The sequence below is a fragment of the Mariniphaga sp. genome, assembly GCF_041687215.1.
In the GTDB taxonomy this organism is placed as follows: domain Bacteria; phylum Bacteroidota; class Bacteroidia; order Bacteroidales; family Prolixibacteraceae; genus Mariniphaga.
Genome location: NZ_JAWLCI010000039.1, coordinates 13,829 through 27,705, shown reverse-complemented (window position 1 = coordinate 27,705; position 13,877 = coordinate 13,829). Strand labels below are relative to the sequence as shown.

General features: G+C 41.1%; 13 protein-coding genes. 8 read left to right on the top strand and 5 right to left on the bottom strand.

The window, feature by feature from the left end; genetic code table 11:
• Window positions 1-585: an RNA polymerase sigma factor gene (locus ACESMA_RS13825; protein ID WP_372949429.1), complete on the bottom strand. Its 585-nt coding sequence runs from the start codon at window positions 583-585 to the stop codon at window positions 1-3.
• 241 nt (window positions 586-826) lie between these two features.
• Here ACESMA_RS13825 and ACESMA_RS13820 point away from each other — a divergent pair, with 241 nt between their 5' ends.
• The 4 genes from ACESMA_RS13820 to ACESMA_RS13805 all read left to right on the top strand — a co-directional run bounded on the left by ACESMA_RS13820 (window position 827) and on the right by ACESMA_RS13805 (window position 4,646).
• Window positions 827-2,059 carry a serpin family protein gene (locus ACESMA_RS13820; RefSeq protein WP_372949428.1) on the top strand — a complete coding sequence of 411 codons (1,233 nt, stop codon included), beginning with the start codon at window positions 827-829 and terminating at the stop codon, window positions 2,057-2,059.
• 65 nt (window positions 2,060-2,124) lie between these two features.
• A complete protein-coding gene (locus ACESMA_RS13815) occupies window positions 2,125-3,363 on the top strand; it encodes a serpin family protein (RefSeq protein ID WP_372949427.1) in 1,239 nt (412 codons plus the stop codon).
• A 24-nt stretch (window positions 3,364-3,387) separates the two neighbouring features.
• Complete coding sequence (locus ACESMA_RS13810; protein ID WP_372949426.1) at window positions 3,388-4,041, top strand: hypothetical protein; 654 nt, start codon at window positions 3,388-3,390, stop codon at window positions 4,039-4,041.
• Between the two features lie 122 nt (window positions 4,042-4,163).
• Window positions 4,164-4,646: a peptide deformylase gene (locus tag ACESMA_RS13805; RefSeq protein WP_372949425.1), complete on the top strand. Its 483-nt coding sequence runs from the start codon at window positions 4,164-4,166 to the stop codon at window positions 4,644-4,646.
• Window positions 4,647-4,800: 154 nt separating this feature from the next.
• On the opposite strand, the gene ACESMA_RS13800 is transcribed toward ACESMA_RS13805, so the two are convergent.
• From ACESMA_RS13800 to ACESMA_RS13785, 4 genes are all read right to left on the bottom strand, one after another.
• Window positions 4,801-6,474 carry a hypothetical protein gene (locus ACESMA_RS13800; RefSeq protein ID WP_372949424.1) on the bottom strand — a complete coding sequence of 558 codons (1,674 nt, stop codon included), beginning with the start codon at window positions 6,472-6,474 and terminating at the stop codon, window positions 4,801-4,803.
• Window positions 6,475-6,729: 255 nt separating this feature from the next.
• Window positions 6,730-8,121, bottom strand: coding sequence for a dihydrolipoyl dehydrogenase (gene lpdA, locus ACESMA_RS13795; RefSeq protein ID WP_372949423.1), 1,392 nt, complete (start codon window positions 8,119-8,121; stop codon window positions 6,730-6,732).
• Between the two features lie 88 nt (window positions 8,122-8,209).
• On the bottom strand, window positions 8,210-9,319 hold the full coding sequence (meaB, locus tag ACESMA_RS13790; protein WP_372949422.1) for a methylmalonyl Co-A mutase-associated GTPase MeaB: 1,110 nt from the start codon (window positions 9,317-9,319) through the stop codon (window positions 8,210-8,212).
• Between the two features lie 121 nt (window positions 9,320-9,440).
• A complete protein-coding gene (locus ACESMA_RS13785) occupies window positions 9,441-10,523 on the bottom strand; it encodes a DUF1573 domain-containing protein (RefSeq protein ID WP_372949421.1) in 1,083 nt (360 codons plus the stop codon).
• 167 nt (window positions 10,524-10,690) lie between these two features.
• Here ACESMA_RS13785 and ACESMA_RS13780 point away from each other — a divergent pair, with 167 nt between their 5' ends.
• The 4 genes from ACESMA_RS13780 to ACESMA_RS13765 all read left to right on the top strand — a co-directional run bounded on the left by ACESMA_RS13780 (window position 10,691) and on the right by ACESMA_RS13765 (window position 13,871).
• Window positions 10,691-11,965: a sensor histidine kinase gene (locus tag ACESMA_RS13780; RefSeq protein ID WP_372949420.1), complete on the top strand. Its 1,275-nt coding sequence runs from the start codon at window positions 10,691-10,693 to the stop codon at window positions 11,963-11,965.
• Window positions 11,962-12,675: a response regulator transcription factor gene (locus ACESMA_RS13775; RefSeq protein ID WP_372949419.1), complete on the top strand. Its 714-nt coding sequence runs from the start codon at window positions 11,962-11,964 to the stop codon at window positions 12,673-12,675. Before ACESMA_RS13780 ends, ACESMA_RS13775 begins: the two co-directional genes overlap by 4 nt.
• Window positions 12,676-12,778: 103 nt before the next feature.
• Window positions 12,779-12,937, top strand: coding sequence for a 50S ribosomal protein L34 (gene rpmH / locus ACESMA_RS13770; protein ID WP_372949418.1), 159 nt, complete (start codon window positions 12,779-12,781; stop codon window positions 12,935-12,937).
• A gap of 133 nt (window positions 12,938-13,070) precedes the next feature.
• Window positions 13,071-13,871 carry a PASTA domain-containing protein gene (locus ACESMA_RS13765; RefSeq protein ID WP_372949417.1) on the top strand — a complete coding sequence of 267 codons (801 nt, stop codon included), beginning with the start codon at window positions 13,071-13,073 and terminating at the stop codon, window positions 13,869-13,871.
• The last annotated feature ends 6 nt before the right edge of the window (window positions 13,872-13,877 follow it).

Below are 13,877 nucleotides of genomic sequence, written 5' to 3'. Positions count from 1 at the left end.
TTATGCAAAATAATTCGCATTTGTTTCTACATCATCGTAAAGTTCCAGTACTTTACGTTTCAAAATATCCCTTGCCCGTGCAAGGTTTGATTTCGATGTTCCCACCGAAATGTCCATCGCCTCGCTGATTTCCTGATGGTTCATGCCTTCCATTACAAACAGGTTGAAAACCATCCGGTAGCGTGGCGGCAACTGCTGAATGAGTCCAAGCAGATCTTCAGCCCCGATTTTTGCCAGAATGTCATCCGAAATCTGCGCCGAATCGTATTGCCCCATATCTTCAACAGGATACAAAACGTTCTGTTTCCGGAACTTGCTCAGCGAAACATTCACCATAATTCTTCTCACCCATCCTTCAAAAGAACCCTCGTGCCTGAAACTTTTAATGTTCGAAAAAACCTTAATAAACCCGTCCTGCAAATTGTCTTCGGCTTCGGTGCGGTCTTTCGCATACCGCAAACAAACGCCGAACATTTTCGGTGCCAACATCCGGTAAAGTTTTTCCTGCGCACGCGCATTACCCGAGGCACATTCATTTATAATATTTTTCAATTCTTCCAAACCAGGCTGCAAAATTTCCTTCAAAAGTAAGGATAAATTCTGCTTCCGCTCCACGAAAAATATCCTTAACTTGCAGCTAAAACTTTATTGCAACTCATTTTTCTACGGCGAAAACATGGTATAGATGCAGGGCGTTTCAAAAGGGTTGCGTGAATAATGAAAAATTTTTAAAGAATTTCATTTTTTTACAATCCCCGACGCAACCCTTTTGAATCAGGCACCATCTTTGATAATACATGCGTGGCAAAAACAAAAAAAAGGAGCAATGAAAACAAAATCAGTTTTAATCTTATTAATAGTACTTCTGGTTGCCGGGTGCAATCTTCCCGAAAACACCCCGGATGAGGAACTGAATGTTACTGAAAAAACCGCCCGGCTTATTGAAGCTGAAAATATTTTCGGATTTGAACTCTACCAAAATGTTTTTACTTCGGAAACGGAATTTGAAAATATTATGGTTTCGCCGCTGAGTGTGAGCCTGGCGCTGGCCATGACTTACAACGGATCTGATGGGGAAACCAAAACGGCCATGGAAAAAACCCTGAAAGTTTACGGACTGACACCGGAAGACATCAACACTTCGTACCGCGATTTGGTAAATGCGCTAAAATCGCTTGACCCGAAAGTACTGCTGGAAATTGCCAATGCCATTTTTTACCGCGACGATTTTCAGGTTGAAAATGAATTCGTTTCCATCAACAAAAATTATTACGATGCAGAAGTTTCGGCGCTCGATTTTGGAAACGAACAGCAGTCGCTGGAAACCATAAATGGTTGGGTGACAGAAAAAACGCACGATAAAATAGAAAGCATCATTGACCGGATTACCCGCAACCATGTGATGTTTTTGCTGAATGCCATTTACTTTAAAGGAACCTGGCAAAAAGAATTTAATGAAAAAAGTACCGAAAAGCATCCGTTTTATCTTGAAAACGGGGAGAGTATTGAGACAGAAATGATGCAACGGCTTGATACATTGCCCTACGCTTCAAACGATTTATTCAGCGCCATTGAACTTGGCTATGGAAAAGGAAATTACAACATGTACGTTTTTTTGCCCGAAAACGGAAGAACGCTTGATGAACTTGTGAACAAACTGGACCAGGACAACTGGGAAACCTGGATGGAAAGTTTTCAGGAAGTACAAAGTGTTGATATTAAACTCCCAAAGTTTAAATATGAATACGAAATAATGCTGAACGACGTTTTAACAGAGATGGGTATGGGTGTTGCTTTTACCGGCGCTGCAGATTTTACCGGAATTAACCGGGGTGGCGGGCTGAAAATCGATTACGTAAAGCACAAATCGTTCATTGAAGTGAATGAAGAAGGAACCGAGGCCGCTGCTGTAACCGTTGTGGCCATTGACCGCACGTCGGTTGGCGGGCCCCAAAAAGTTCCTTTTGTGGTGAACCGTCCGTTTATGTATGCCATTACCGAAAAAAGTACCGGCGCCATGCTGTTTATGGGAACGGTGAAAAATCCGCAGGTGAATTAGGTAGTTAGATTTGAGTATCAAGATGAAAGACACAAGAAAAAATGAAAAACATAAAACAGAATGCCATGAAAACAATTATTTCACTTTTACTGATTTTTATTTTTACTTCCATGAGTTCCTGTCAGAAAAATGATTTGAATCCCGACGAAAACAAAATCATCAATCTGGATGAAAAATCGGCTCAACTGATAGAGGCCGACAATGCATTCGGACTGGAACTTTTCCAAAAAATAAGGAAAGAAAGCGACGAAGAAAACCTGATGATTTCTCCCCTGAGTGTTTCGGTGGCACTGGCCATGGCTTACAACGGTGCCGACGGTGAAACCAAAACCGAAATGGAAGAAGTTATGAAATTGAACGGGCTGACTACCGAAGAAATAAACGCTTCGTACAAAATGCTCATGAAAGCCTTGCAGTCGCTTGACGAAGACGTAGTTTTTGAAATTGCCAACGCTATTTTTTATGCCGATGGGTTTTCAGTAAAACAGGGCTTTCTTGCAATCAATGAGGATGTTTACGGTGCAGAAGTGAGCAAACTCAATTTCAATTCGCCGGCTGCCGTGGAAACCATTAACGATTGGGTGGCAGAAAAAACGAACGAAAAAATCACAAAAATTATTGAGCAACTCAGTCCGCTCGACCGGATGGTGCTGCTGAACGCCATTTATTTTTACGGCACCTGGACCAACGAATTCGACGAAGAAGGAACGCACGAACTTCCGTTCAAAAAAACGAATGGCACAAGCATGGAAGTTCCCATGATGAGCAAGCTGGAAAAGTTGCCCTATACATCCAACAACCTGTTTAAAGCCATAAAAATGCCTTACGGAAAAGGGCAATACAACATGGTTGTTTTTCTTCCGGTAAGTGACAATAATTCGCAGGATATTATCGACGAATTTTCCTCATCGAACTGGAAAAACTGGATGGAAAGTTTTGAGATGACCGACCGGGTTAAAATTACCATGCCACGATTTAAGTATGCTTTTGAAACCAAATTGAAAGAGGTACTGAAAATAATGGGAATGCAAAAAGCCTTCGAAGAAAACTCAGCCAATTTTTCAGGAATTACCGACGAAGATTTGTATATCAGTCAAGCCATTCACAAATCGTATATTGATGTAAACGAAACCGGAACCGAAGCAGCCGCTGTTACCGGACTTGTTTTTACAACCACCAGCATTGGGAACGAACCGCCTGTTGTACCATTTTTTGTTGACCGGCCATTTGTTTATGCCATCACGGAAAACGATACGGACGCCATTCTGTTTATTGGGGAGGTGAACCATCCTGAATATGATTAGTGAGTTTTATTATAAAATAGAGCCATGAAAAAAATATTTCTGATAATCACAGTTCTGACCATCATTTTTACCGGCTGCCAGGAAAAGGAAGAGATGGCTTTTCAGGAAACCGGTGTGGTGGTTGATTATGCCGGAACCGACCACTGCAGTTTTATCATCGAACTGGACAACGGTGAAAAAATTCAACCGCTCCAATTCCCCGAAGAATTTGAATTTGTTCAGGGACAGCGCGTTTTGGTTGATTACGTGAAGCTACCCAACGTAATTCCAACCTGCGACAAGGGAGCTGCATGCGATATTCTGAATGTGACAGAATTGAATTGCGGATCGGCAATAACCAATTTGTACGCTCATAATTACGACAGCCTGGTCAACGACCCGGTTCATTTGCACGAAGTGGCTGTGGAAGGCGATTGCCTGTATCTGAAACTTTCTTTTAGCGGAGGTTGCAGGAGTCATAAAATTGAACTGGCACGGATTCATTTAGATCAAAATGATATTGAATTTCCGGTGCTCGAAATCAGGCACGACGCAAAAGGCGACATGTGCGAAGCCTGGCTTACCCAGGAAATTCAGTTTGATTTAACGCCTTTAAAGGAAGACGGAATAACACAATTTCAGTTGAAAGCTTTGCTTATAAGTGGAGAAACCTACAACGAAATCATAGAAATGGAATAATTTTCCCAAATCCCCGGATATTGCTGCAACAGTTAGTTCTTAAAAGCCGCCTGACAATTCCCGGGCGGCTTTTTATTTTGGCAGAAAAATACCAACTTTAGCCTTCAAAAGAATTCTGAAAAATGGCTGTAAAAGATATTTTACTTTTGGGCAATCCGTTGTTGTATAAAAAATCAGAACCCGTTGGCAAAGAAGAACTAAATGAACTTTTTCCTCAAATTCATATCATGTTTGATACGATACTGGAATTTCGGGAAAAATACGGCGTTGGCCGCGCCATTGCAGCGCCTCAAATCGGACTGCTGAAAAGAATTATTTGCCTGAACATAGACAAACCGGTTGCAATGATCAATCCTAAACTTTCGGATTTAAGCAACGAACTATTTGAAATGTGGGATGATTGCATGAGTTTTCCCAATCTGCTGGTAAAAGTCAGGCGGCACAAAAGTCTCACCCTCACCTTTTTCGATTTAAATTGGGAAAAACAAGTTTGGCATCTTCAGGATGATTTGGCGGAACTGATTCAGCATGAATATGATCATTTGGACGGAGTTTTGGCTACCCAGCGGGCAATTGACGATAAATCTTTTCGGTGGAAAATTTAATAAACAGATTGTTTTAAAAACTCACACTATTGTCATTCTGAGCGTAGTCGAAGAATCTCTGATATTGAAAAACAGATGGTTCGACTACGCTCAAGGTGACAAAATTGATTGATACTTTTTACAGACTCTTTTTAGCAATATAAACTTGTTTGATTTAGAAAATACTGTAAGAAAGTCCGATTGCAAAGTTTAAAGTTGTTTTTGTAAGATTTTCATTATAGTTCCCTAAATCCGGATCATTAAAAGTTACTTCCTGGTCCTGGTAGAAGGTATTGGAAAAACCGGCATCGAGGGTAAGGGCATCCATAATCTTCCACTCAATTCCGGCGCCGGCAGTAACCGAGGGGTTGCTGTAACTGAAATCGCTCTGGTAACTGTCTGCAACACCCATGTCGCCATACAATCCGCCCACACTGAACGCAAAATTATCAACAACATTAAATTGAAGTCCGAGGCCGATTTCCATTCCGTTTTTTGTTATTTCGCGGGCACGTATTTTAGTCGGGTCAACATCTTGCCAAATGGCCAAATCTCGTGTATTGTAACCCCAGTCAACACCTTTGTTAAAATACATATTGTACGAAAGTTGTGCTTCCACCAATCCGGCATCGTAACCCACGCCAACACCTAAAATAGCTGGTATATCATTTCGCGATTTTGCTCCGTCAGGAAATAAACCCAAATCATCAACTTTGGTTTTGTTGGTCAGTTCCAGAATGGTTTTCATTTCGTACTTCACAGCAATATTCAGGTTTTCAACCGGAGAAAAATTAACCCCAATCATGGGTGTAATTCCGGCACCAGTTTGTTCGGTATCTACTTTTTTATCGCTTAGTTGATCGGCAGTTCCGGCTAAAGAACCTGAAACTGCATTCAGTTGTGCTGCTGTTTGTTGTAATTGCGGACTTGCCTGAGTATAAGTTCCATATATCATATTCAAATTCATAGCATTAACTTGCTCTTGCGAAAGTCCAATCAATTGCACCAATCCCCCTTCAATTCCGGCTCGTTGTGTTGAACTGATATAACCTCCTCCTTCAAGTTGAGCCAGCGTGAAATCACCTGCTCCGCCATCAATCAGTGGCTGCAATGCCTGAGGCATATTTGCCGCAGCACTAACCATGTCAGCCTTGCCACCTACCTGTGTTGATGCTTCAGTTAACCAGGCTGGTGCAGGATAATAAGTATCATTCACTTTTAACTGAATATTTTCAATGGTACCATAATACGTATTTTTTGAAGGAAGGTAACGTACACCGCCATAAACCGAAAACATATCGTTCACCCGATATGTAGCTCCCAGTTGAATTCCCCAGAAAACGGAACTTCCGTCAAACGAAAGTTCAGCATCATATCCGGTAACATTCAATGCAGGATCAATTTGCGTTAATCCTGCCAGACCCGGAACCACTTTTGTAATCGGAATCTCGAACGAAGGTAATCCTTTATCAAAAGTAGCGGAACCTCCGCCGGCATTCGGACCAAATCCCAGCGAAAACGCCCAGTTGTCCATTTTGTAAACAGCAAATGCCGTGGGAAAGACCGGTACATTGACCACACCTTCGTAGTACCCATCGTTTAACAGCGGAAATTTACTGTCAACAGGTTTGGTCTGAAAAATGGTTTGATTATAAACAGCAAAATGCCAGCCATCTTCCATTTTAATTAATCCAGCCGGATTAAAATAAACGGCATCGATACTGGTTGAGGCATTGCGTGACATCATGCGGATAAACTGTGCACTTTGGTTGGTATTGGTTAACAAACCACCGGCAAATGCCAGTTGTGCAAGCATAAAAAATGCTGCAATAAAAGTTAATTTCTTCATTAGAATAAAATTTAGAATTCGATTTTTAATTTCTTTTCCTATTACAATTTCCATAATGGGAAATCCATCGGTTTTTTAGTTGATTTTGAAAAACAAATTTAGAATTAAATATGTTACAACAAAACATGTTGATTGATTTTGAGTAATATTCAGAAAATCAAAACAAAACAATAATCTTTTCGAATTTTCAAGGCATAAAAAACCCGGAAGTTTTTGCCTCCGGGCTTATTTTTCAATGAAATTATTTCGGATGCTCTAAATATGTATTACCTCATCGTAGGCAGCGGCTGCGGCTTCCATTACTGCTTCGCTCATAGTCGGATGCGGGTGAATGGTTTTTAGCAATTCATGGCCGGTAATTTCCAGTTTTTTGGCCACCACCATTTCGGCAATCATTTCGGTTACGTTGCCTCCAATCATGTGGGCGCCAAGCAGTTCTCCGTATTTCGCATCAAAAATCAATTTTACAAAACCGTCTTTTTGGCCTGCCGCACTTGCTTTTCCGCTGGCCGAGTAAGGGAATTTACCCACTTTAATCTCGTAACCTGCTTCTTTGGCTTTGGCTTCGGTGAGCCCAACCGACGAAACTTCGGGGTTGGTGTATGTGCAACCGGGAATATTATTGTAATCAATTGGTTCAGGATTTTTCCCGGCTATTTTTTCCACACATACAATTCCTTCGGCAGAGGCAACGTGGGCCAGTGCCGGGCCTTCCAGAATATCGCCAATGGCGTAAACACCCTCCACATTGGTACGGTAAAATTCATCTACTTTTACACGGCCTTTTTCGGTTTTTACTCCTGATTCTTCCAATCCAATATTTTCAGTATTGGGCGTAATTCCAACGGCTGAAAGAACGATATCGGCTTCCACCGTTTCTTCGCCTTTTTTGGTTTTGATGGTCACTTTGCATTTTTTCCCCGAAGTATCCACCTTTTCCACCGTTGAACCGGTCATTACTTTCATTTTCATTTTTTTGAACGAGCGTTCCAGTTGTTTGGCCACTTCCTCATCTTCGTTGGGAACAAGTGTTGGCATAAATTCAACCAAAGTTACATCCGTTCCAATGGACTGGTAAAAATAGGCAAACTCGCTGCCAATGGCTCCCGAGCCAACAACCACCATACTTTTGGGTTGTTTTTCCAAAGTCATGGCTTTGCGGTAACCAATAATTTTCTCGCCGTCTATTTTCAGGTTGGGCAATTCGCGCGAACGTGCGCCGGTTGCCAAAATGATATGTTTCGCCTTGTATGTTTTTTTCTTTCCAGAGTCGTCGGTTACTTCTAATGTATTCTTCCCGGTCAGTTTTCCAAATCCGGAAATGGTTTCAATCTTGTTTTTCTTGAACAAAAACTGAACGCCTTTGCTCATTCCGCCAGCCACATCGCGGCTGCGTTTTACCATGGCAGAAAAATCGGCTTTTACCTCGCCTTCGATGGTCACGCCGTAATCGGCAGCGTGTTTGGCATATTCATAAGCCTGCGCACTTTTCAACAGCGATTTTGTTGGAATACAGCCCCAATTCAGGCAAATTCCGCCAATACTTTCTTTTTCAATAACGGCAGCCTTCATTCCCAGTTGAGATGCCCTGATGGCAGCAACATACCCGCCGGGGCCGCTCCCTATAACTAATACATCGTAATCCATATTATTATTTTTAGTGTTGATTTTAATCTAATACAACAGGTTCAATCCTGAAATGTTTTTTTTACATTTTCCAAATTTAATGAAACTTTCATTTCAAACCTGAATAGAATTCCAGCAATTTTCCGGCAGCCACAAAAGAGCTGATTTTATTGTTGAGCACCTGTTGTTCAAATTCTTTTATTTTACCCTTCATTTCAGGGTGATAGTAAAACGCCCGTTTCATTTGTTCCTGAATGGTTTCGTGCATCCAGAAGGTGGATTGTGCATTGCGCCGTTGGAAAAAGTACCCGTTTTCGACAGTAAGTTTTCTGTAAGTTTCTATTTTATCCCAGATTTCATTAATTCCGGTTTTACTGAGCGCCGAGCAGGTTAAAACCTGAGGTTCCCAATCCGATTCTTTTTTAGGAAAAAGGTGCAGTGCATTCCGGTATTGTTGCCGGGCCATTTGTGCCTTTTCCAGGTTATTCCCGTCGGCTTTGTTAATGGCAATCAGGTCGGCCATTTCCATAATTCCGCGTTTGATTCCCTGCAACTCGTCGCCAGCGCCGGCCAGCATCAACAAAAGAAAAAAATCTGACATGGAATGGACTGCCGTTTCGCTCTGCCCCACTCCCACCGTTTCAATAAAAATATGATCGAATCCGGCCGCTTCACACAACACAATGGTTTCCCGGGTTTTACGCGCCACTCCGCCCAATGAGCCAGCCGACGGACTTGGTCTGATGTAGGCATTTTTATCGCCGGCAAGTTCTTCCATGCGGGTTTTGTCGCCTAAAATACTTCCTTTGGAACGTTCGCTGCTTGGGTCGATGGCCAGCACTGCCAGTTTTCCTCCCATACCGGTAATATACTTTCCAAGTGCTTCAATAAACGTACTTTTCCCAACACCCGGCACTCCGGTAATTCCAACCCGAATCGATTTTCCTGCATGTGGCAGGCACCTCGCAATAATTTGCTGTGCAATTATCTGGTGTTCGGGTTTTGAACTTTCAACCAAAGTAACTGCTTTACTTAGTAAAGTAATGTTCCCGCTTAAAATTCCATGCACATATTCTTCAACGGGTAAAATTTTTCTCTGTTTCTGTAAAAAACGTTTTACAGAATGATCGCTAAACGACCCGGGATGATCAATTCCTTCATTCACCTTTAAACCTTTAAATTCCGGATTATTTTCAATATGTTTATTCTGATCCGACATTTCTTTTTTTAATAGAGCGTTTCAGCAAAAATACCATATTTATTCTGTTTGGGGCAAAAAAAAATGCCGCAAGTCTTAACCTGCGACACTTCATATTATTGACATTTTATAAACTTTCCGGCTAAGTTGTAATGTTACATGAAACACGCAACATGCTGGTTGGTGTTTTCGGATCGTTGGTAATTACAGTAATGGACTTGCTCTGGCGGCCTCGTTTTCCGCGCGAATCAAAAGTAACTTTTATCGGAACCGATTCTCCGGGAGCAATAACCTTTTTACTTGGAGCCACTGCCGTGCATCCACAGGAAGAACGAACGTTACGAATGATCAATTCAGATTTTCCATCATTGGTTAAATTAAATGTATGATCTTTTTTCTCTCCCTGTTTCAATTCGCCAAAATCGTGCGCTGCTTCTGAAAATTTAGCTACCGGGGCTTTTGCTAGGTCTTCGGCAGAAAGGTTTGAAAAATCTTCTTCAATGGTTGCACTCACGCCAATTGATGCCCGGTAATCGTTACTGCCATCAAGTGAAAGATAAATGCGATGGGATGCAAACCCGTATGTATTGGCTTCTTTTGCATTATAAGTTACAACAAGTTTTCCTTTTCCGTTTGCAGGAATAGTTTCCGGCTCCACTTTGGCTGTAACATGCCCCGGAACGGTGCGGAACCCAACTTTAATAGGTTTTTCGGTGTCATTAACCAATTCCAGGTCCTGGGTTTTCACTTCATTTTCGGTTACCCGGGCAAACGAAATGTGATTGGTTTTCACTCTGAGGCTTCCTATTTGCCGCGGATACAATTCTGCCAGAGTTCGTTCCCGTTCTTCAACCCTTCCGGTAATACGTAAAACAGTTGTCCCGTTTTCGGCATTGGAACTCACCATAACTGTTTTATTGAACGCACCGGGCCTGTTACGCGGATCGTAACTCACCTGAATTTCACCAGAACCATTTGGTGCAACAGGTTCGCGTGTCCATTTGGGTGTTGTACATCCGCACGAAGCCCTTACGTTGCTTAGCACCAGCGGAACTTCGCCCTTATTGGTAAATTTAAAAGTTGTGGTCTGAACACCGTCAGATTCCTTAAAACCTCCAAAATCGTGTTCGAGGTTTTCAAAAACAATTTGTGGTTTTTGTGCCATTGCTGTTAAAGTAAAGGCCACCAAACCAATTGCAAAAAATAAGCGTACCAACTGTTTCATTTTTATATTGTTTTAATATTTTGGATTTTATAGTTTACTTTGCTGAAACAAAAGTAAGAATGCAAATCACCTTGAGGTGTTAATCATGCTTAATATTTTGTTAACGAAGTGTTAATTACTTCAAAAAAATTGAGTTATGGTAAATTCTGACCAAAATAACAAGGCCAATGAAAGGTAAAACCTTAAAATATATCATTCTCCTGGCTACAATCACTGTGGCAGGAGTTTTGGCGCTCCAGTTCTTTTTCATGCGGAATTCATACGATTCTTCTGAAAAGCAGTTCAGGGAAAGTGTTACCGTAGCTTTAAAAGAAGTGGCGTGGCAGCTTTTAACAGCCAACGGAAATATGGCCAATTTCGACAGCATTGCTCCGGTGGAGTTGGTTACAAACAGTTACTACATTGTTACTGTTGATGCGTTAATCGATTTTGAATTGCTTAAATTTCATTTGGTGGAAGAACTGAAAAAGCATCAGATTTACACCGATTTTGAATTCGCCATAAACAATCCGCTAACAGGGCAGTTAGAGCAAAAAACCATGATAACTGCACGTGGCGCAGAACAACCTTCGTCCTATGTATTTCCTGCAGGAGCAAATCCTGAAACATTTTATTTTGCGGTACATTTTCCCGACCGCTCTCCCTATTTTCATGCCAGGCTCTCGGTTTGGTATCTTTTTACCGGACTGTTGCTGGTTGTTATCCTGTTTTTTGGTTACACGCTTTCAGTCATTATTCGTCAACGCCAACTTTCTCAAATTCAGAAAGATTTCATCAACAATTTAACCCACGAACTAAAAACGCCCATTTCTTCCATCGCATTGTCGGCCAAAGTAATTTCCGAAGAAAAAATCCTGGAAAATCCCAAACGGCTTTTTGAATATGCGCAAATAATTCAGAACCAAAACAACCGCATGAAGGAAAATGTGGAGAAAGTGCTGAACCTGGCTTCGCTTGAAAAAAACAAACTTCATTTGAACCGGGAAAAAATTGAACTGAATGATTTCATAAATGCGGTAACCGAAAATTTCAAACATTCCGATGCCGGGAAAAAAGCAACATTAACCCTCAACATCTCTCAAAACCAGACGTATATAATTGCCGACAAGTTTCATTTTTCCAACCTCGTAATAAACATTCTTGAAAACAGTGTAAAATATTGTGAAAAAGAACCGCAGATTAAAATTGACATTCAAAAAATAAAAAACCATTTACAAATTCGGTTTACCGATAACGGAATTGGAATTTCGAAAAAATACCGGAAAAAAATTTTTAACCGTTTTTACAGAGTCCCTACCGGCAATGTGCATAATGTAAAAGGCTTTGGATTGGGGCTCGATTATGTAAGAAAAATTGTAAAAGCCCACAAATGGGTAATAAAAGTGGACGAAAATCCGGAGGGAGGAAGTATATTTACACTCATAATTCCACAGCGAAAATGAACGAAACAATAAAACTTTTACTGGTAGAAGACGATGATGCACTGCGTTTTATCGTGAAGGACAACCTGGAACAAAACAACTACCAGGTTGATGTGGCTGAAAACGGGCAGGAAGCAATTGATTTGTTCGAAACAAAACAGTATCATCTCATCATTCTCGATGTTATGTTGCCAAAAATTGATGGCTTTAAAGTAGCCCAACATATTCGCAAAACAAACGAAAATGTTCCCATTATTTTTCTTACAGCCCGATCGATGACCGAAGATAAAATTACCGGGCTAACCATTGGGGGCGACGATTATATTCCCAAACCGTTTAGTATGGAAGAGTTGTTGCTGAAGATTAAAATTTTTCTGAAACGAAGCAACAATATTGCCGGTGGAAAACCGGAAACATCAAAGGTAAAAAAAATAGGCAGGTTTGTTTTTTTACCCGATGAATTAACACTTTCGCTCGACGGTGAAGCACGAAAACTCACCATAAAAGAAATGGAACTCATCAAATATTTTTCGGAAAACACCAACAAAGTATTGAACCGGAATGAAATTCTGGAAAAAGTCTGGGGTTCGAACGACTACTTCCTGGGACGCAGCCTCGATGTTTTTATTTCGCGCCTGCGGAAATATTTTAAACCCGACCCCAATATTAGTATTGTGAACCTCCACGGAATCGGATTCAGGTTTACGGTTAAAAAAGAAGAAAATGCATAAACAAACCAAAAGAATCTTTCATTGTGTTTGGAAGAAATAAAAAAACAACTATTTTTGCAGTCCGAAAAATTAAGACCATTTTTAAAAAGAAAAATATTAAAGAATGAAAAGGACATTTCAGCCATCGAACAGAAAAAGAAGAAACAAACATGGTTTCAGGGAAAGAATGGCAACTGCCAACGGCAGAAAAGTATTGAAAGCCCGCCGTGCAAAAGGCCGGAAAAGACTTACAGTTTCTGACGAACCAAGGCATAAAAAATAATTTATACCTTACATTCTAAAGAACGAAAAGGTAAAGAATAGCAATTCTTTACCTTTTCGTGTTTATACAAACACGAACTTTCTTGTTTTTCCGTTATTTTTGTTCGGAAATTTTGTAAGGAAAAAAGATAAATATGAGTTTTACCAGGTTTCTCACCAGCCGAACCTTTCTTGTAAATTTACTTGTAGCAGCAGCATTGCTTGCAATTATCCTTTTTATTACCATGAAAGGGCTTGAAAATTATACCCGGCACGGACAGTCGTATCCGGTACCGGAATTTACCGGAATGTTGCCTGCAGAAGCGCAGCAAATAGCTCAACAGCAGAATCTGAAAGTTGAAATTGTTGATTCTCTGTTTTTGGAAGATACAGCTCCCGGTGCCGTTGTTGATCAGGTACCCAGACCCGGTCATGGTGTAAAACAAAACCGGACCATTTTTCTTACCATAAATTCCACTCACCCCGAAACAGTTACACTTCCGCAGTTAACCGATATCTCTTTCCGCCAGGCTCAGGTTTTGGTCGAAAATTCAGGTCTGCAGGTTGGAAATATTTCGTATCGTCCTTCAGAATACGACAACCTGGTTTTAAAGGTACAAATTGATTCAATTGACATTCATCCGGGGAAACAACTACCCAAAGGCACACACATTGATTTGGTTGTAGGAAGAAGGCCCGGAAACCAAACTACTTCTCTTCCCGATCTCATTGGCCTTACACTTGATGAAGCCCAATCAACCTTATCATCTGCCATGCTGAATTCAGGTGTGATAATTTACGATGAATCAATCCTTTCTGCCGAAGATTCGCTCAGCGCCCGAATTTGGCGACAGAGGCCAAATCCTCGGGTAACACAAAACATTTTGCTTGGTTCATCAGTCGATCTTTGGGTTACGGTTGACCAGTTGAAAATTGATGACGCGCTTCAATTCTAAAAGACA